Origin of the sequence: Actinoplanes lutulentus (assembly GCF_003259845.1) — a bacterium.
Taxonomy (GTDB): Bacteria; Actinomycetota; Actinomycetes; order Mycobacteriales; family Micromonosporaceae; genus Actinoplanes; species Actinoplanes lutulentus.
The window spans coordinates 1-20496 of the sequence record NZ_QLMJ01000009.1 but is presented as its reverse complement, the minus strand read 5'-3'; the positions used below and the strand labels follow the sequence as shown (position 1 = coordinate 20496).

General features: G+C 69.4%; 11 protein-coding genes. 2 read left to right on the top strand and 9 right to left on the bottom strand.

Features of this window, described 5'->3' with window-relative positions:
• Nucleotide 1 precedes the first annotated feature (1 nt).
• Complete coding sequence (locus tag B0I29_RS20090) at nt 2–673, bottom strand: hypothetical protein (protein WP_111650573.1); 672 nt, start codon at nt 671–673, stop codon at nt 2–4.
• Nucleotides 674–736: 63 nt separating this feature from the next.
• A complete protein-coding gene (locus tag B0I29_RS20085; RefSeq protein ID WP_111650572.1) occupies nt 737–1345 on the bottom strand; it encodes a hypothetical protein in 609 nt (202 codons plus the stop codon).
• Nucleotides 1346–1521: 176 nt separating this feature from the next.
• On the opposite strand from B0I29_RS20085, the gene fxsT (B0I29_RS20080) reads away from it, so the two are divergent.
• Complete coding sequence (gene fxsT / locus B0I29_RS20080) at nt 1522–4737, top strand: FxSxx-COOH system tetratricopeptide repeat protein (RefSeq protein WP_220091373.1); 3216 nt, start codon at nt 1522–1524, stop codon at nt 4735–4737.
• A gap of 187 nt (nt 4738–4924) precedes the next feature.
• Here the strand turns inward: fxsT (B0I29_RS20080) and fxsT (B0I29_RS20075) are convergent, their stop codons facing one another.
• From fxsT (B0I29_RS20075) to B0I29_RS20055, 4 genes are all read right to left on the bottom strand, one after another.
• Complete coding sequence (fxsT, locus tag B0I29_RS20075) at nt 4925–7795, bottom strand: FxSxx-COOH system tetratricopeptide repeat protein (RefSeq protein WP_111650570.1); 2871 nt, start codon at nt 7793–7795, stop codon at nt 4925–4927.
• Nucleotides 7796–8471: 676 nt separating this feature from the next.
• Nucleotides 8472–9323: a pyridoxal kinase PdxY gene (pdxY, locus tag B0I29_RS20065; RefSeq protein WP_111650568.1), complete on the bottom strand. Its 852-nt coding sequence runs from the start codon at nt 9321–9323 to the stop codon at nt 8472–8474.
• 35 nt (nt 9324–9358) lie between these two features.
• Complete coding sequence (locus B0I29_RS20060; RefSeq protein WP_111650791.1) at nt 9359–12811, bottom strand: TIR domain-containing protein; 3453 nt, start codon at nt 12809–12811, stop codon at nt 9359–9361.
• Nucleotides 12812–12870: 59 nt separating this feature from the next.
• Nucleotides 12871–13986, bottom strand: coding sequence for a sensor domain-containing diguanylate cyclase (locus B0I29_RS20055; protein ID WP_220091372.1), 1116 nt, complete (start codon nt 13984–13986; stop codon nt 12871–12873).
• Nucleotides 13987–14067: 81 nt separating this feature from the next.
• Between B0I29_RS20055 and B0I29_RS20050 the strand changes: the two genes are divergently transcribed.
• The gene (locus B0I29_RS20050; RefSeq protein WP_245972634.1) at nt 14068–15126 is read left to right on the top strand and encodes an MsnO8 family LLM class oxidoreductase; all 1059 of its coding nucleotides are present in this window, start codon (nt 14068–14070) and stop codon (nt 15124–15126) included.
• On the opposite strand, the gene B0I29_RS20045 is transcribed toward B0I29_RS20050, so the two are convergent.
• From B0I29_RS20045 to B0I29_RS20035, 3 genes are all read right to left on the bottom strand, one after another.
• Nucleotides 15060–16067: an LLM class flavin-dependent oxidoreductase gene (locus B0I29_RS20045; protein WP_111650567.1), complete on the bottom strand. Its 1008-nt coding sequence runs from the start codon at nt 16065–16067 to the stop codon at nt 15060–15062. The genes B0I29_RS20050 and B0I29_RS20045 overlap by 67 nt on opposite strands.
• A 128-nt stretch (nt 16068–16195) precedes the next feature.
• Nucleotides 16196–16468, bottom strand: coding sequence for a DUF3349 domain-containing protein (locus tag B0I29_RS20040; RefSeq protein ID WP_111650566.1), 273 nt, complete (start codon nt 16466–16468; stop codon nt 16196–16198).
• A 2-nt stretch (nt 16469–16470) separates the two neighbouring features.
• On the bottom strand, nt 16471–20496 hold a 4026-nt coding region (locus tag B0I29_RS20035; protein ID WP_146616830.1), incomplete at its 5' end, for a ricin-type beta-trefoil lectin domain protein.

Genomic DNA, 20496 nt, shown 5'->3' with positions numbered 1-20496 from the left:
GTCAGCCCACCCGTTCGATCACGGCGCGCCGGATCAGGAACTTGCCGGGCTCGCGGACCTCTTCGAAGGCCGCGTTGTTGAGCAGGATGCAACTGCCCGACGTGGACGCCACGGTCACCGTGATGCTCTTGCTGTTGTCCAGGTTGGTCACCCGCAGCCGGGTGCCGATCGGGAACGTGCCGCTGGACGCCGCGGGCGCGCCGGCCTCACCGGAGAGCGTGACCGTCGAGCCGGCACAGACGACATCGCCGCCCGCGGCCCCTTCCTCAGCGGGAGCCTCGGTTTCTTCCTCAGCGGGCGCCTCGGTCTCTTCCTCGACCGGCGCCTCGGTCTCTTCCTCTACGGGCGCCTCCGTCGTCGGCTGGGCCACCGGCACCTCGACCGCTCCCCCGCAACCGCCCTGCGCCTTCTGCACGTTGATCAGATCGAGCACCGCCTGCCGGTTCGCCAGGATCGCCTCGGTCTGCGCGTTCGGGTTGGCCCGCTGCTCCGCCATGAAGTCCCGGGTCACCTGGATCTGCTCGTCCAGCCCGTCGCAGAACGTGGAGGCACTGCTCAGCCCGGTGCCCACCGCAAGCCCGCCGCCGACCACCACGGCCGCCACGAGCCCGATCACGATCTTGCGATTACGTCCGCTGAAGCCGCTGCCCGGCCGCCTGTAGGTGCGTCTCATGACCGCATCTACGAGCGTGAGTTCACCATCGGACGGGCGACAAACCTTAAACAACCTTAAAGATCAACCCCGCCGAGGGTACGGCGTAACGTGCCCGTTGGCCGGCGCCTGGTCGACAGCACGCTCCCGGGCGATCCGCGCGAGCCGGGCCGCCGTACCCGGGTTGATCCGGCTGCCACCGGCCACCAGGAGTTTGTCCAGCTCACGATCGGTGGCGACCAGGCACGTGGTGGGCAGGCCGTGAGTGCTCATCGCGCCGACGCCGGCGAACGCGAGCACCGGGGTGACCGGCACCTCGACACCGGCCGCCGCGGCGAACGCGGCGGCGGCCCGGCTGGCGGCGCGACGGGCCTCGGCCACGTACGGAAGTCGCCTGCCGTTGATCTGCACCACGTCACCGACGATCAGGACCCGGGAGAGTCCCTGGTCGGCGATGGTGACCGCGTAGACCCCGCCCGGCCCGATCGCCAGGAACCCGGCCCGGGCACGGACCGGGTCGTTCTCGTCGTGCCGCCGCGACAACCCGGTCTGCGACCAGTCGACGATGTGCCAGTCGTCGCCGAGCCGCCCCAGCCGCCCGAACGCCCTCGCCCCGGCGACCTCAAGCCTCCGGTCGACGTGATCGGCACGGCGCCGCCGCGCCCACTCCGCAGGTGACAATCTCGTAGACATCGGACCACCGTAGTTCCCGCGCCGCCGCCGTCCACACAGCACGCGCCGGGGCCGTGATCCCGGCCTGCCGAAAACTCGTCTACGGGGGGCCGTAACCACGATCGGGGGATCTGTCCCGGCTGGAATCCAGTTACCATGCGCGCACACATCAAATCGCATCCAAGGATTGATGAGCCGTGCCGGAAATCAAGCCGCTCGACGCATTGGTCGACGCGTTGTTACAGGTCAACGCCCTTTCTGACGGGGACGCCCGAGATCGTGCGGTTGATCATTCCGCCAGCCTCCTCCGGCGAAAATTCCCGACCCGACGCTCCCCTGATCCGCGACGCGATCTATTGTCCTTGATCAATTCTTTTGACCTGCTCAGCGGCGCGACAGTGATCTTCACTCGGGTCGTCGCCGACCATCATCCGGAGGCGGCCGCGTTGCGTGCCGCCGAAATCGCGCTCGATCTGCGTCGCCCGTTGCTGCTGTCCCGACCGGACCGCTTCGACCTGTGCCGGATGCTTGGTGAGGTCGGCACCACGTCGGTCTTCAAGGCCCTCGACGAGCTGTCCGAGGTGCCGGAGTTACAGAATTTCAATATTTGGCGTGACTGGGACGCGGTCGTCCGGGTCATGGAACAGCAGCCGGTCCCGGACGGCGGCGTGCCGCCCCTGCTCCGGTTCGTGATCCGGCTCGCCCGGCTGGTCGGCACCAGCACCGGCAACTCCCTGCGACAGTGGGCCACCGACGTGGCGGGCGGCCTCGGCGTCTCCGAGACGGACTACGACGCGTTGCGACTCGCCGAGCGCGACGAGGCCGGCCCGGACGAGCCGCGGCGACGGGTCTCCAGTACCCGGGCCATCCGGGGTGGTGTGCCGTTGCAGAACCACAACTTCACCGGCCGAACGGTGCTGCTCGACCGGCTGGCCACCACGCTGGCCTCCGGGTCCAAGGCGGCCGTGCTGCCGCAGTCCGTGCACGGCATGGGCGGTGTCGGCAAGACCCAGCTGGTCCTGGAGTACGTGTACCGGCACCTCGACGACTACGACCTGGTCTGGTGGATTCCCGCCGACGCCACTGCCGGTGTGCTCGCGTCGCTGGAGCAGCTGGCCGGACAGCTCGGCGTCCGGCCCGGTGAGAACGCGCAGCAGACCGCCCGGCTCGTGCTCGACACGCTGGCCGCCGGGACGATGAAGTGGCTGCTGGTCTACGACAACGCCAACGACCCGGACTCGATCGACGAGTACCTGCCGTCCACCGGCGGGGACGTCGTCGTCACCACGCGTAACAAGGAGTGGGCAGCGTTCGGCACCGACATCGAGGTCGACGTCTTCGAGCGCGACGAGAGCATCGATCTGCTGCGCCGCCGCACCGACAACAGCATCAGCACCGTCGACGCCGATCGGCTCGCCGACCGCCTCGGTGACCTTCCGCTGGCGCTGGAGCAGGCGGCGTCGTGGTACCTGCTCACCCGGATGCCGGTCAGCGAGTACATCGAGTTGCTCAAGCGGCACCAGAACGAGTTGCTCTCCGAGGGCAAGCCGGCGGGTTACCCCGACTCGGTCGTCGCGTTCGTCACGCTGGCGATCGACCGCTTGCGTACCAAGACCCCGGCGACCGCTCAACTACTGGAACTGTTCGCCTTCCTCGGAGGCGAGCCGGTTCCGATCTCGCTGCTGCGATTCGGGCAGTCCACCATGGTGGTGGAGCCGCTGCGCACCCTGCTCGGCAACTCGATCAGAATCAACATCGCGATTCGTGACCTCACCCGGTACGGCCTGGTCAAGGTCGACAACGCTCAGCGCCTCCGGGTCCACCGGCTCGTCCAGGCAGTGCTCCGTGACGTCATGGACGATGCGACAGCCGCCGAGATCCTGCGAAGCGTGCAGAACCTGCTGGCCAGCGCGAACCCCGGCGACCCGGACGAGAGGGACTCGCGCGCCGACCTCGACCTGCACCGCGAGATCGGGCCCCATCTTCTTCCCGCATCCATGATCAGCGCGGAGAGCATCGCCGCGCGCACCACGGTCCTCGACCACGTCCGCTACCTCTACAACATGGGCGACTACGAGAACAGCAATCGCCTCGCCACGGACGCCGTCGCCCATTGGGAGAGGGAGACCCACGACCCGAAACTCGGACCGCACGGCGAGCTGACCCTCAACGGACGGGCGCACATCGCCAACGCCAGGCGCGCGCTCGGCGAGAGCTACCCGGCCGACGAGATCACCACAGATACGTACGAGTTGATGCGCCGGCACCTCGGCGAGAACGCACGGCCCACCCTGGTGATGGGTAACCAGATTGCCCAGGCTCTTCGCATCCGGGGCGAGTACGCGGTTTCGCTGTCGTTCTCGCGGGAATCGCTGGAACGGCATCGGGAGGTGTTCCATCATCCCGCGCCCTACATCCTTAACGCCCAGTCGAACCTAGCCGTCGCCTACCGCATGGTCGGCGATTTCGCCGCGGCGGCCGACCTCGACCAGGACACGCTGAACTATTGGGAGGCCACCGGGCAGGAGAGCCCGGGCCGTGAGGCCGGCAGTGCGCTCACCACCAGCTTCGGCGCCCTCGAGGCCTACATGAACATCGCCCGTGACTACTACGGGCTGGGCGCGTACCAGGCCGGGATCGCAGTGGTCGAGGGTTGGCGCGAGGCGCTGCTCAACGAACGCAGCAGTGGCCACCGCCTCGTGCTGTTGTCCGGCCGGACGTACGGAATCCTGCTCCGCAAAGCCGGACGGCTCCAGGACGCGGCCGCCGTGCTGAGCGAGAACCTGGATCAGACGCTCGCCCGGTTCGGCCCCCACCACGAGTACACCGTCGCCGCGCTGACGAGTTACGGAAACCTGCTGCGCCAGAGCGGCGACATCGCCGGCGCGCTGCAACACCTCAGAGAGGCGGTAACCCGCTACCGGGAGTACTTCGGCGACCGGCATCCGCTCACCCTCAGCGCACTCGTCAACGAAGCGATCGCGCGGCGCGCGGCCGGGGAGCACGATTTCGCGGCGGAGATCGACGCCGAGGCCTACGAGCAGCTGACCGCGACGCTGGGAGCGGACCACCCGTACACCCTCTGCGCCGGTACCTCGCTGGCGACTGATCACGCCCTGCGCGGCGACACGGCTGAGGCCGTGTCGCTCTCCACGGACGTGCTGGACCGCAGCCGCAGGGTCTCCGGTGGCCCGCACGAGGTGCGCGGCGGCGCCCGGCATCCGTACCTGATCGCCCGGGCGGTGAACCTCTCCCACGACCTACGCTCGGCCGGGGCGACCACCGAGGCTGACCAGTTGCTCAGCACATCACTGGAGGAGTTGGGCCAGGCGCTCGCTCCTCCGCACCCGGAGCTCACCGCGGCCAGGGCCGGCGAACGACTCGAATGCGACATCGAGCCACCGCCGACCTGATCCACCGAGGCCGGCTGATCCACGAGGCCGGCTGATCCACCGAGCGAAGCTATGCCGTTGTGCCTGGCGTGCCATCGGATTCGCCTGCAGCCGCTGGATCGATCGGAGAACCGGCGAATTCCCGTGCGCAATCACCAGCGCGGCCGGCCGTTGTGAGGGGAATATGACCAATTCTTGTCAAGAACAGTTAAACGAGCGGAGGCTCAAGAACGCAATCGACGCGCTCGCCCCGTGCGACAGTTCTCGCCGCCGGATGCTCCGGGCCGTACCGAGCCTCCAGACGCCGCAGCACCTCGAGCCGCTTCTCCGCGGCCAGCGGGAGGTTTGCGGCCGCCAGATCGGCCGCCAGGTTCGCCTCGGCCGCGATCACGTGCGGGTGGTCGAGGACGGTGTAGGCGCGTAACGCGAACTCGACCGCCTTGCGCGAGGCGACCAGCCGGTTCGGGTGCTCGCCCAGCGCGTAATCCGACGCCAGGTTGACGAGTGCGGCCACTGAGAACGGATGATCACGGCCGACCCGGTCGATAAGCGTCTCGCTACCGTGCCCGTCGATGCGGATCGCCAGCGAATGATCGCCCCGAGCTCGCAGCGCGTTCGCGAGATTGATCTCGGCAACCACGGTCAGCGGATTGCCGTGGCCGAACAACCGGCGGTAGTCCGTGATGCCCTGCGAAAGCTCCTCGACCGCTTCATCGGTGCGGTTCAGCAGGTGCAGCGTGTTGGCGCGGCTCATCCGCAGGGCCAGTGGGTACTCGTGGCCCTCACCGAACAGCCGGACGCAGTCGGCGTACGAGCTCTCCAGCAGTCCGAGCGCCTCTGTCCAGCGGCCGATCCCGCGCTGAGCCAGGGCCAGCGCCCTCTGCGCCAGCAGCAGACCACGATCCATCCGGGTGTGCTCCTGCGACGTGACACGCGCCAGCATCGGCTCCAATTCGGTGAGAACGTCCTGGTGACGCCCCTGGCCGTTGAGATCCTCAGCGAGCGCGTTCATCGACAGCAGGGTGCGCCAATTGGCGTCACCGAACTCCTCGCGATGCCGCGCCAGCGCCTCCCGGTCGGTCTGCTCCGCCTGCCGGAACTCCCCGTTGAGCCGCAGGCTGATCCCCCGGTTGTGCAGGCTCATGACGGTGCGTGGATGGTCCTCGCCGAACCGAGCCTTGCAGAGCTCGTAGGTCTCCTCATCGACCTCCAGCGCCCGCCGGTAGTCACCGGCGATCCGCAGATCCGCGGCTCGGCTGCCGGCCATCGCCAAGGTGTACGGATGGTCTTCGCCGTATGCCGGATCCACTCCGAGCTGGCTCATCGCCCCACGGGTCAGCTCACCGGCCCGCTCGTACTGCCCGGTGGCACGAAGGGCGTTCGCCCACTCGTGCGACATCCGCAGCAGCAGATGGTCGTCCGTCGAGGGGTCATTACCCGGCCGCCAGGCCTTGTAGGCCTGTTCCCCCAGGTCACATGCCACGTTGTAGTCGCCGGCCAGATAACGGAAGCGGACCTGGTCGCACACCGTCTCCCGTGCCTTCAGATCTTCCGACCACACCAGTCCCGTCGCGTCCACGTGAGCGGCGATCCCCTCATACATGTCGGTCGCCGAGCGCTGATCGTCAGGCCGGCCCGGATTGACCGCGGCCAGCATCGCGTGGGCGCGCCGATATGCCCGGGCGGCCTCCTCGCCGGCCAGCGTCCCCCGCACCACCATCCGGACCAGGGGCAGCACCTCCACGCCGTCACCGGTGAGCCGGGCCAGACCCCGGCGACGCAGTTCGAGGATCGCCAGGTTCAGCGCCACCTCACCGCGCGGTGTCTCGGCCAGGACGCTGCCCGGGCTCGCCGTGGCGTTCGCACCACGGCCGAGCAGCTTCGTCGAAATCCGGATCGGAGCGAAGCAGGACAACGCCTCCAGCAGGCGCAGTGCCTGGCCGCTCGCCGCGTCCAGCCGATCGAGGGCCAGCAGCAGCGCCAATGAGGCACTGCTGCCGTAGCCGTCCGCGGGCACCGTTGTCAGACACTCGGCCGGGTCGGCGTCGCCGATCACGCCGACCTGCCGGCCGGCGACCCGCGACCAGGACACCAGCTGGCGCATGGCGAGGGGTGACGGTCCGTACGCCGCGATGACCTCCGCTATCAGCCACGCCGGCAGGTCCGGATCATGCGTACGCAGCAGGAGCTCGGCGTCGGCCGGCTCGAGATCAGGAACCTCCATCCCGACACTCGATCCGTCGTCGCCGAACGCCGGATCACGGGTGGTGATGACGACGTGCCCGCCGTTCGGGACCAAGCGCAACAGATCAGGATCGTCGAGCCCGTCAAAAATCATCAAGTACGGGAAACGGCGCGCCTGGAGCGCCTCCAGCACCAGCCGGACGGTGCGATCGACCCGGTGGTGGCGGTCGACGCCGAGCGCGGCCGCCAGCTCGATCAGCGACGCGCGGGCGGTATCCGCCGTCGTGCACGGCACCCACCAGAGCGGCCGATCGGCGCCATGATGCCGGTCCAGGTAATGCAAGATCGTCTGGGTCTTACCCGCGCCCACGCCACCGAAGAGGACCAGCCTGACGTCGTCAGGGCTCGTCAGAGCCGTGTGCACCGCCGCGATCAGCGTCGCCCGCCCGACGAAACCGGGCGCCGGCCGCGGGCGAAACCCGGCCATCGGCACCGCCTCGGCGGGCAGCCGGGCCGATGACAGCGCGATCGTCACCGGCGGCCGCCGCGAGGCGGAGACGGGCGGGTCCTGAACCCGGTGCCGGGCGGCTGTCCACAGGGCTCTCATCCGAAGCTCGGTGTCTGGCAGCTCGACGTCGTCGGGCAACCCGTCGGTCAGCACCTTCAGGATCGAGCGGACCTTCTCCCAGGCGGGAACCGCACCGCCACGCAGGGTGCCGCTCACCGTCTCGTGCGACACCGCCTGGTAGTCCTTGGAAGGAAGCGCAAGAGTGGTCTTGGCAATGAGGCGGCTCGCGGGCTGGCCCGCCGCGTCATAGATCTCATGCATGGCCGTGACGAAGTCGCGCACCGGCCCGTCAGGGACTCTGTCGCGACCCGGCATCGGGATGGCCACGTCGATACGCTCCAGCTCGGTGGCGCGTCAATTTTGTCAAGCTTGAGCATTCCATGCAGGACATGCGTCCACAATGACGGACGTGCATTGCACGGACATCCCGTCCGGGATTTCGCTATGACATACGGACGGGGCGCGGCGCGTCCTTTCTGATCATCTCACCGCGTCAATTGACAGGCGATGATCGCCATTCTGGACATCGCGCGATAGCCGGACGCGTCAAGAGATGTCGGTATTGAGCCGCAAGCCCTTTCGCTTGACTCCCGGACATTCAAGCCTTGGTCGTGTAGCAGATCGCACACACCGAGGAGTCGAGATGGTCGACCTGCCTGACCCGGAAACGCTGATCACCCTGGCCCGCCTCATCGAGGCAGCGGCCATGGCACTGATCGCGGCGGCCGGCCTGTGGCACCGCCGTCGTCCCACGGACGACCGTGAACCCCGCCTCCGGCGGCGTTATCGCCCCCGGCACGGTCGCCCCCGCGGCAGCCGTCTCCCGCGACCCCAGCGTCCTCCCCGCCACAGGAGACCCGCACGCCACGGGCAGACGGCCCGCCACAGATGGCTTGCCAGGCTGAAGCGGCCTCCCCATCGAAGGCCGCCGACGCCGTAGCTGAGCACCGGCGAGCCGGTACGGTCGAACCTGTCATGCCTGTGCCACCACCGCCCCAAGGGGTCAGCGGACCTGCTTGGCGCTGAACTGCATACGCGGCGTGGCGTAGAACTCCTGGGCCTGCACCAGCCGCAGCTCGCGCTCGCCGGAGCGGTACGTGGTCTCGATCAGGTCGAAGACGCTGGACGCGGTGCGTTCCAGAGCCACCGCCGCGCTCTTGGTCTGCACGTAGTGGGCGGTGAACAGCGCCGCCGTGACGTCGCCGGAGCCGTTAGCCTTGAACGGCAGGTGCGGGGTGGTGACGATCCAGGCGCCGGCCGGGTCGACGACGAGCATCTCGATCGTGCCCTCCTCCCGGTCCGGGCGTTCCACGCTGGTGACCAGCACGGTAGAGGGACCCATGGCGCGGGCCAGGTCGGCCGAGGCGAGGGTCGACTCGATGCTGGCCGGCTCGGTGCCGGTCAGGAAGCCCAGCTCGAACTGGTTCGGCGTGATGATGTCGGCCACCGGCACGACCCGGTCGCGCAACAGCACCGGGATCTCCGGCGCGACGAAGCATCCGGACTTGGCGTTGCCCATCACCGGGTCGCACGCGTACACCGCTGAGGGGTTCGCGGCCTTGACCCGGCGGACGGCGTCGATGATGACGTCGGCGATGCCCGCGCCGCCCTGATATCCGGACAGCACGGCGTCGATCTGCGGGAAGACCCCGCGCTCCTGGACCCCGAGCAGGATCTCGGCCACGTCCGGCGGCGGGATGAGCGGGCCCCGCCAGGCGCCGTACCCGGTGTGGTTGGAGAAGTTCACCGTGGGGATCGGCACGACCTCGACACCGATGCGCTGCAGGGGGAACACGGCCGCGGAGTTGCCGACATGGCCGTGCGCGACCACCGACTGGATGGACAAGACCTTCATGCCCACAGCCTAGAGACCCGCGCACGGCCTCCCGGTCAACAGGTCGCCTGGTACGGGAGTTCGGGCACGTACTGCGCCCACTCCTCGGCGTTGAGCCCGCGCCCGGTGAGAGTGCAGGCGTGCGTGCCGGGGTCGGCGGACAGGGCCTTCGGCACCGAGTAGTCCCACAGCGTGACGGATCGGCTTCCGGCGGCCGCCAGGGTGTGCCCGTCCGAGCTGAACACCAGGTCGCGGGATCGGAGCTGGTTGTGCACCAGCGTGGAGAACCGTACCGGTGAGGTCCGGTCGGTGACCTCCCACAGGTGCGCCTCGCTGATCCCGCCGGTGGCCAGCACGGTTCCGTCCGGGCTGAAGCCCAGCCACATCACCACGCTCTCGGCGTCCTTCATGGTGGCGAGCCGGTGCGGGCGGGCCGGGTCGGCGATGTCCCAGAGGCTCGCCGATCCACCCCAGCCGACGCCGGCGGCGAGGGTGCGCCCGTCCGGGCTGAGCGCCACCGCCAGGGTGGACGCACCCAGCGAGAGCTCGGTGTGGCGAACCGGGGCGGACCGGTCGGTCAGGTCCCACAGCGACACGTTGTATCCGGCGGCCACGGCCAGGGTGCGCCCGTCGCCGCTGAACGAGAGCCCGTTGAGGAATCCGCGGTCGGTGAGTTCGGCGAGCGGGGCGGGCCGGGCCGGATTCGCCATGTCGTACAGCGACGTCCGGCCGTTGGTCCGGCCGACCGCGAGGACGCTCCCGTCCGGGCTGAAGGTGAACGTGCTCACGTCGCCGGGGTCGGTGATCCTGGTCAGCACCGCGGGCTCGGCCGGGCGGCTGATGTCGATGAGCGTCACCACCTCGTCCATGCCGCCGACGGCCAGGGTGTGCCCGTCCCGGCTCTGGTCCATCAGCTGGATCCGTCCGCTGTTCAGCTGCACGGCCGCGCCCTGTACCGGTTTGGCCGGATCGGTCAGATCCCAGGTCACCGTCGTTCCCGGTGCGTCGGCGGCGATCACCGATCGGCCGTCGGGACCGAACGCCACCCCCACCACGTCCGCGGGGTCCGGCCTGACCAGCGCGGCGATCGTCTCCCGGCCGAAGGCGCCCCGGGTGTTCCACAGCGTCGCGGTCCGGCGTTCACCGGAGGTGATCAGCATCTTCCCGTCGGCGCTGAGTGCCGCCGACCGGATCGGGCCGTCGCGGCCGGTCAGGGTGGCGACCCGGCCGATCAACGAGGTCTGGCCGGCGATCGCGCCGAGCGAGAGGTTGCGCAGCCGGGTCGTGCCGCTGGAGTCGCTGAGCGCCAGCATGAGCCCGTCCGCGCTGAACGCCAGCCGGCTCAGCGCCGCGTCGCCGGTCGCCGCTTCCAACGAGGAACCGCGTTTCGGCAGGGCCGGGTTCCGCATGTCCCACGGGACCACGTAACCGTCGATCTCCTCGATGACCACCACCGGCAGCTTCGGGCTGAACACGACGGCCCCGTCGGCCAGGGCCTTGCTGATGGTGGTGAGCTGGACCGGAGCCGTCCGGTCGGCCAGGTTCCACACGGTGGCCGTCGCGCCGCTGGTCACCGCGATCTTCCCGTCCGGCCCGAACGTCAGCGACCGCGTGCCCGGCAGCGTGCTGAGCACGGCCGGCGCCCGGCCACGAACCACGTCCCACAGGGTGGTGCTCTTGTCCCGGTTGCTGGTCGCGACGGTACGCCCGTCCGGACTGAACGCCACCGCCACCGTCCCGGCCGCGTCAGCGAGCTCCGTCAGCCGTGCCGGCCGCGCCGGGTCGCTCACATCCCACAACACCACGGGCGACAACCCTTCAAACACCGCGAGCGTACGCCCATCCGGGCTGGCCACCAGCGTCTTGCCGGCCGATCCACCGGTCGGCACGGCGGCCAGCCGGACGACCCGCGCCGGGCGGGAGATGTCCCACAGCGCCACTGTCCCGTCCGGGCCGGCGGCGGCGAGCACCCCGTTCGCCACCACGGCGACCTCGACCACGTCGGCGAGAGCACCGGCGTAGTGCGTCGACATGACGAGATGGCTGAGCTGGTCACCGCTCAGCGCGCCGGCGTGCAGTCGCTGCGCGGCCACGCCCAGCATCAGGGCCTTCTGCGGGTCGTATTCGATCATCGCTCGGGCCCGGTCGATCAGCCGCTGGTTGATCGCGATCCGCCGCTGCAACGCCGCCTCCTCGCGCTGGCGGCGTGCCTCCTCGGCCGCTTCCCGGGCCAGTTGCTCCTGCTCCCGCGCGATCTTCTCCTGCCGCTGCCGCTCCTCGATGGCCAGCTGGGCCTGCTCCTGGTACTGCTGCGCGAGCTGCTCCTGCTGCCGGGCCCGGCCTTCCGCCTGGTCGGCGAGCTCCTGCTGCCGCTTGGCCTCCTCGGCGGAGCGCTGCGCGTCCTCGGCGGACCGTTGCGCGTTCTCCTCCTGCTGCTGGGCGTTCTCCTTCTGGCGCTGGGCGTCCTCGGCGTACCGCCGGGCGTCTTCCTGCTGGCGGCGGGCGTTCTCCTTCTCCCGGCGGGCATCCTCGGCGGAGCGCCGGGCGTCCTCCTGCTCGCGGCGGGCGTCCTCGGCGGATCGCTGGGCGTTCTCCTTCTCCCGCCGGGCGTACTCCTGCTGCTGTTCGGCGTTGCCCTTCTGCAGGGCTGCGTCCGCCGCGGCCTGGTCGGCCAGCGCGCGCTGCTCGCCGGCGAGCACACCCTGCCGGCGGGTCTCCTCGGCGGCGGTCTGCGCCCGTTGCTCCTGCGTCTGGGCGTTCTCCTGCTGCCGCAGCGACTCCTCGGTGGCCCGTTCGGCGCTGCCGCGCTGTTCGAAGGCGATCTGCTGCTGCCGCCGTGCCTCCACGGCCGAGGCGTTGGCCCGGCCGGCGTTACGCATCGCCAGGACACCGGTCAGCGAGGCCACCAGCGCGAGGACCAGCACCATCGCGGTGGCGGCCGACCACAGCCGGCGGGCCCGCCGGTGCTGGCGGACGTCCTCGCTCTCCAGCTCGTCCTTGCTGACGCCGTGCATCGGCGCGGCCAGCTGCGCGATCGAGTCCCGGAACCGGGCGTGCCGCAGGGTCAGGTGCAGGTCGTCGCGGGCCCACCGCAGGTCCAGATACAGCGGTTCCTCGACGAAGACGCCGCGCAGCGCCTCGGGCACGGCCGTGGAATCGCCGGTGAAGTCACCGATCGCTGAGTCCCAGCGCCACTCGCCGTCGGTCAGCACCGGCAGTATCCGCTGCGGTGACTTGGTGGCCACCCAGTGCTCGATCTCCTTGTTCACCCAGGGCGAGCGCGCCGCCTCCGGCGAGGCGAGCAGCACGAAGTACTGCGAACCGTCCATCGCGGTCTGGATCGACGACCACAGGCCGGGCGTGACCGCCAGGCCGGTCTGGTCCCGGAAGATCCACAACGCCCGGCGCCGGTGCCATGGCCGCGCGAGCCGGTGCAGGCCTCGCTGCACAGCGGGCGCGAGGCGCCCATCGGCGGCATGGCTGTACGAGATGAACCCATCGAACGGCATGGTTCGTTCCCTGCGGTCGGCATTGATCGGCGGCGACCGATTCTCCATGCCGGAGCCCGTCAGGAGAAGAGCACCCCGTCGATCGATGTCAGCCGGCTGTGCGCAACCGCTGCTGTTCGCGGGCGCCGGCCTTGCCGGCCCGCTTCGCGGCGTACGTCCGGGCAGATGATCAGGAACTCGTCGCCGCCGACCCGGCCGACCACGTCCTCACCCCGGACCGCGTCGCGCAACCGGGCCGCCGCGGCACGCAGCACGCTGTCGCCGGCCTCGTGCCCGAGCTCGTCGTTGATCGGCTTGAATTCGTTGAGGTCGCAGAACAGCACCGCGACCCCGCCGGCGCCTTCGAGGGTCTTCAGCAGCTCGAACAGGTAACGCCGGTTCGGCAACCCGGTCAGCTCGTCGTGTTGCGCCTGCTCGGCCAGCAGCCGCTGCTGCGCGGCCCGGTCCCGCTCCGACTGGTTGAGTCGGACCAGCACCAGGACGGTCATGACGGCCTGGCCGGCGCAGAGCATCACCCCGTCCGGCGCCCTCCCGAACACCTGCGGAACACCGCCGACCACCGGGCCGAGAAGCAAACCCACACCGAGGTACGGCAACCGGACGGTGCCCTGACCGGTGCCCTGCGGCACCCGGCCCAGCTCGTTGTTGCCCGGGTCGAGTGCGGCCCCGGCGAGGCACAGCATCGCCGCCACCCAGAACAGCACCACCCAGGTCGGCTGCCCGCCGGTCACCGGATCCGTGTGGGTGACGACCACGACCATTCCGCTGAGCGAGATGCCGAGCGCGGTGAACATGTAACGCAGGGTGTTCTTGACCGGCCCGCCATCCGGGGCGAGCCGTACCAGACCACCCATGATCGCCGCGATGCAGTACACCGGGAGCAGCGTGAGAATCTGCCCGAGCGCCGGCGTGTCCAGCCGCAGCCCCGGGCCGATGAACAGCCAGACCGGCCGGTACGTCCCGCGATACCAGCGCAGCACCGCCATCACAGCGACGGCAGCGCCGACGTCGGACAGCAGCGGCAGCGCAAGACGCAGGGCCGCGTTCCCGGTCAGGTACCCCAGCCCGGCCACCACCATCGCGATGAGGACGGCACGCAGCACGGCGGCGCTGGACAACCGCAACGGCACGGCGCCACCCCCACCCACGTCCGCGCGTACCTCCCGGCTCGGCACCTCCCGATCCTCGCGGAGTGAGCCGCCACCGGTGACCGATTCCTGGGAACAAGCGCCCGGCCCGGCGGCGCTGGACCTGGTGTGATCAACGCTGGGGTTCGACTCTCGCTGCTGGACCGGTCCCGTACTCGCGCCGGCGAGGCCGAGGCGGCGGCGCTGCGCGGCAGCGTCGCGCGGGCCGTGCGGGCCGAGCGGCTCGGATACGACCGGTTCTGGGTCGCCGAGCACCACGGGGTGCCCGGGATCGCCGGTGCTGCCCCGGCGGTACTGCTGGCCGCCGTCGCCGGAGCGACGACGCGGATCCGGCTGGGGTCGGCCGGGGTGATGCTGCCGCACCACCAGCCGCTGGTCGTCGCCGAGCAGTTCGCCATGCTGACCGCGTTCGCTCCGGGCCGGGTCGACCTGGGGCTGGGCCGCTCCCCCGGTTTCACCGCACCGGTGCGGCGGGCGCTGCGGCAGGGTGACAGCGACTTCGCCGCCGACCTCGCTGAGCTGCGCGGATACTTCGACGGGACGGCCGAGGTCACGCTGCGTCCGCAGCCGGACGGCCCGGTGCCGCTCTCCGTGCTGGCCACCGGGAGCGGGCTTCGGGTCGCGGCCGAGTTCGGGCTACCGGTGATCGTCGGCGGGCCGCTGCTGGGTGTGGGCGGCGACCCGGCGCCCGGGCTGGAGGCGCTGGCCGGCTATCGGCGCGCTTTCCGGCCGTCGGCGCAGCAACAGGAGCCGCGGGTGGCGATCAGCCTCGACGTGCTGATCGCCGACACCGAGGCCGAGGCCGCCGAACTCGCGGTTCCGGAGGCGTGGGCGATGGCCTTTGCGCGTACCCATGGGGTGTTTCCGTCTTTGGAGCCGGCGGCGGCGATCCGGGCAGTGACCCGGACCGCGCGCCAGCGGCAATATATGGACGAGACCGTCGCGGCGGCGATCGTCGGCACGCCGGCCCGGGTGGAGAGCAGGCTCGCCGAACTGCTGGACCGCACCGGGGCCGCCGAGCTGGTCGCCGCGGGCAGCACCTTCGACCGGGACGCTCTGGAGGCCTCGGACGCGAGCCTGGCCGCGTTGTTCGGCCGTTCCTACCCGAGTACGGCGGAGGCGGTCAGGGCCACGGACTCCAGGCGGTCGGCGATCCGCGTCGACTGATGCGCGACGATCAGCTCGTCGGCCTGGGCCTCCTTGGCGAAATCGGTGAGGTACGCGCTCACCTCGTCCGGGGTGCCCACCGCCGTGTAGGTCAGCATCGCGGCGAGCTGACGGCCGTTCGGTGTGGTGAGGAAGGCGTCGATCTCCGCGTCGCTGTACTCCCCCGGGCCGGAGGACCGCGTGACCAGGCCGCGCACCAGCGTCCGGCGGGTGGTCTCGAACTGATGCCGTGCGGCGTCCGACGAGGCGGCGGCCACCACGTTCACACCGGCGATCACGTACGGCGACGACAGCTGCGCCGACGGGGTGAACTCCTGGCGGTAGGCCGTGACCGCCTCGTGGAGCAGGCCGGGCGAGAAGTGCGAGGCGAACGCGTAGGGCAGGCCGTACGCGGCGGCGAGCCGGGCGCCGAACATCGACGAGCCCAGGATGTAGAGCGGCACGTTGGTTCCGGCGCCGGGCGTGGCTTGGACGCCTTCGATCCGTGACTCGCCGCTGAGATAGCCCTGCAGTTCGAGGATGTCCTGCGGGAACGACTCCGCCGACATCGGATCGCGGCGCATCGCCCGCATGGTGGCCTGGTCGCTGCCGGGCGCCCGGCCGAGGCCCAGATCGATCCGGTCCGGGTACAGCGACGCGAGGGTGCCGAACTGCTCGGCGATCACCAGCGGCGAATGGTTCGGCAGCATGATGCCGCCGGCACCGAGCCGGATCGTCGAGGTGTTCCCGGCGACATGCCCGATCAGCAGGCTCGTCGCACTGGAGGCGATCCGGGCCATGTTGTGGTGTTCGGCGTACCAGATCCGCTCGTAACCGTGACTCTCGGCAGTCTGAGCGAGTGCGACGGAGTTCGCGAAGGCCTGCGCGACGGTTTCGCCGGGGGCGATGGGCGCGAGGTCGAGGATCGAGAGGCGCAGCCCGGCCGGGGAGGTACGTGTCATAAGCGGAGCAACACCCGGCCAGCCATGATCGTTCCCGCGACCGCTCGGAAACACCGGGCGTTGACAAAGACGACAGGCCTGGCCGCGAGGCCAGGCCTGTCGTACAACGTGCGGTTGATCGCCCTGACTCAGCTCTCGTCAGGCTCCCAGCCTGCCGCCCGCAAGCGGGCCGCCACCACTTCGATCTCCTCGCGGTTCGCGTTCCGCGCGGACAACGCCCGCGGAATGTCGTTCGAAACGTCCCATCGGTTCCGGCCCGTGAAGAGCGCGATCGTCTTGGAGAGGTTCTCGTCGGACATGTCCTCGTACAGACACGCGAGCAGGCTCAGATAAGAATCGTCACCGATCCCGTCGGGAAACGCCTGACGCAATGTGGCGACCATGTCAGCGATCGGATCCACATCTACCTTCCCAGGAAATTGAACGGAGGATGGACGATCGCATCGAACTCGACATTCTGCGCCAGAGCTCCGCGAAGGAACTTCTCGTCGCCGGTGAAGATCTGCATGCCGAGTTTGTCTGCCGTACCGAAGATCAGTTTATCGTTCGCGCCGACCTTCTTGGTCTCGACCAGGGCCGAGGCTCTAGCGGTGGGGCTGTCGGGCACGATCCTGACCTTGCCCATCAGTCCCGCGACGAGATCGCGCTCGACCGGCCCGGCCAGGCGTGACGCCGCGTCTTGGAACTCGGTGAGTGCGGTCTGGCACATGTAGATCTGCCGGTCCCCGATCTGGCTGCGGATGCGATCCGCCATGTTCTGATTCGCCGAGGAGAGCGCTCTGGCCGTCCCCGAGTCGATCATGACGCCGTCGCTTCCGCCGCCACCGCCACTGCCGCCACCGCCACTGCCGCCGCCACTGCCACCGTCATCCGCCTTGCCGGCGCCGCCGCCTCCGCTGGAGCCGCCGCTGTTCCGAGCGGATCCGCCGGAGGAGCCACCGGGCCTGGACCCGCCGCCATTTCCACCGTCGGCACTGGAAACAGATGAACTCTTCGGCGCAGCCTTGGCCTGGGCCTGTTTCTGGACCGCGCCGCCGGTTTTCTTCGTAGCAGTGGTTGCCTTGTTGCTTGTCGTATTGACCTTGTCGGCGGCTTTCTTCTTCGCCGCCTGTGCCGCCTTCTTGGCCCTTTCGATTGCCAGCTTTTTAGCGTTGAGTGCCGCTGCTTCCGCTGCTCGCGCAGCGGCCAACACCGCTTCTGCCGCCTTCTTGGCGGTTTTCCACGCTGAGATCGCAGCGATCGTACGATCGATGGCCTTGAGTACCGCCGGGATCTTCCCGAGTTTCGCCCAGGGGATCGCGCCGATGATCAGGCTGCCGCAGGCCCACATGTCACCGCCGAAGCAGTTCATCGCGTCGGTGATGCCGATGAAATCCTTGAGCATCGACCAGGCGGCCGACAGGATCACATCGGTCAGCGACCGGTTCGCGTTGGCCTGCGCCTCAGCGATCTGCGCCGCGGAAAGACCAGCACCGGCAAGCGCCGACGCCAACTCCGAAGCGGTCAGAGTGATCGACCGGCCGGTCGGGTCGGCGTGCGTCGCCGGGTTGTTGTGGGCATAGGCGTAACCGTTGGACTGCAGCGGGTCAGCCAGGTCGAGCACCGGGTCCGGGGAAAGGAATCGGCCCACCGCCGGGTCGTAGAATCGCGCGCCGAGCGCCGTGAAGCCGGACGCGTCATCGCGCGTGGCCCCAAGGAATCCGGCCCGTGTCTGCATGTTGCGTGCGAGCACGGCCGTGCCACGTTCGTTGCCGAACGGGTCCTGCTTGCGGATCCGGAAACCCATCCCGCCGGCGAGGCTGACCTCGGCGTACGGAGTGCCCTGATGGTCACCGGTCAGCGCGGCCATCGCAGAGGCCGCGCCGCCCTGGGCATAACGGAGCACCGTGCCACCCGGCACCGAGTACGCGCGCTGGGTGTTGACCGGCGCGCCGCCCGGCTGAACGGTGAGCTGAGATTCACCAAGGTTCAGCGTCGCCTGCTTGCCCTGGATGGTGAGCAGCCGGGAACCGCCAGGACCGTAGATGTAGGTGGTCTGGTCCTGCGGTGCCCACACCTGGCCGGCGTTGCCGGTGGCACATGCCACCAGCGAGACCCCGGTGTTGTCGGCGGTGGCGGTGATGCACAACCCGGACGCCACGTGGGTCAGCTGACCGGTAACCGTGCGCCGGAGCTGCTGAGCTGCCGAGCCGTCACACTTCTGCAGTGCGACAGCCGATCCGGCGGTGTTCGCCGCCGGCTGAGCGCACCAGCCGCCGTCGTACTGCGACAGGGTGCCGAGGTTCGCGTCCGCCTGACCCGGCGTCGAACGGAAGCTCCACTTCTGCGCCGGGCTGCCGTTACAGCCCCAGAGCTGGACCTTCGCGCCCGCCGCGGCAGCGCCACCACTGACATCGAGACAGGCGTTGTTCAGGCCGATGTACGACGTCTTGCCGTTGCCGCCCTGGCCGGAGATCCGCTCGACCTGTCCGTCGAAGGTCCAGGACAGCTCCTGCTTCTCACCGGTCTGCACCGAGGTGACCGAGGTCGTGTCGCCGGTCAGCGAGTACAGACGCTCCGCCTCGGCGGTGACCTGCGCACCGGCCGGAGTGGTGTACTTCTCCGTCACCTTGGTCAGCGTGCCGGGCTGGCTGCCGTCAGCTTTACCGTAGGTGTACGTGCTGGTGGCGTCCTTGGCGGTCGCCCCGGTGATGTCCTTCTCGACCAGCTTGGTGCGGTTGCCCAGCAGGTCGTACTCGAATTCCTGCCAGTACCCGGCGTTGTCCTTTCCGGCGGCGACGTTGACCGTGCCGTCAGTACCGACCGGGCCGGCCGCGCAGGACTCCTGGTCCTTCGACGTCCACGACTTGGTCAGCTGACCAACCATGTCGTAGTTGAAGCACTGCCGCTCCTCGAACCCGACCGAACGCTCGCGGATCGCAGTGACATTGCCCGCATTGTCGTAGCCATAGGACCGGTGTGACGCCAGGACACCACCGACGAGGGTCTTGTCGGCGGTGTTCTCCCGGTAGACCTGCTGGTCCTTGAGAGCACCGTCGGCCTCGTCGTAGCTGTTGAGCGCCCAGACCCGGTACGGCTGTGCACCGAGTGTCGAGCGCATCAGCTGTCCGTACGGGGAGTACGCAGTCTCGGCGCCGTACCAGTCCTGGCCCGAGACCGAGAGGGGCAGGCCCTCGGCGTTGTACCGGGCGAGAAGCTTCTCGCTCGGGAAGTTACCGACCGCCGGCAACGTCACCGACTCGGACAGACCGGTGTCGGTGTACGTGTAGTTGTAGCTGTACGACGTCTTCAGACCCCACGCTGTGGCGATGTCCGCCGGCAGCGTCAGCGTGGTGCCGGTCGGCTGGTAATCGCTGGTGTACCCGGCGACTGTCTGCTTGTACGGCTTACCGTCGGTGTACCTCGTCGAGGTCGCCGGCATGCCCTTGCCGCCCGCCGCCGAGTCATAGGTGAACTCAGCCCGCAGGTCGGTCATCTCCCAGCCCACGTACTGCTTGGACGGGCGAGAGAGATCGTCGTACTCGGTGACGAGTGTGGTGCCCTTGGCGTTGGTCGTGGAGATGATCCGGTCGCGGTGGTCGTAGGTGTTACTCGTGGTGCCGCTTTCCGGGTCCTTCGCCTGCACCACCCGGTTGCGCTGGTCGTAGGTCCAGGACCAGGCGTTGCCGGCCTTCGCCTCGGAGTTGGTGGCCTTCACCATCTGACCGGACGCGTTGAACTCGTACCGCATCGAGGTGAAGCCGGCGGTAGCCGCGTTGTTGAACGTGTCCACCCGGCTGGTCCGGCCCAGAGCGTCGGTGAACACCCGGTAGGAGGCCGCGCCCGACGGGTTGCGGACGATCGACCAGTCTTCGCCGTATTCGTACTTCGTCGCCCTGGCGGGCGTCTCGGCGCCGCGCAGGATCGGAAGTTCCTGGAGCACCCGGCCGAGGCCGTCGTAGGTGTACCGGGTCGCGTTCGGAACCGCGATCTCCGAATCCGGGGTGAACAGGTTGCCGGACGGGCTGCCTGCGGTGAAGTAGGCGTTGTTGGTCTGCCACACCTCGCCGGAGCTGTTGTACAGCGTGTCAGTGATCAGCCGGCCGCCACCGGTGGCCGGCTCCTGCGACTGCCGCTCACGACCCAGACCGTCGTAGATCGTGATGGACGTTTCGACGCGGTTCTCGTGACCCCGCGCCTTGGTGACGACGTACGGCGGCTTACGAATGCCGTCAGCGTCCGGCTTCGGGATCGTGTAGGTCGCCTCGAAGTCCGGGATCGCCGCACCCGCACGGCCCGGCGCCCAGCCCTTGATCAGCCGGCCCAGCGGGTCGTACTCAGCGGTGCTGATGTGACCGTTGGCGTCGGTGGTCTTGACCGAGGCGGCGCGGCCGGGCTCGAGTTCCTGGGTCTGCTTGTGGCCGAAGCCGTTCTCCTCGGTCACCTTGAA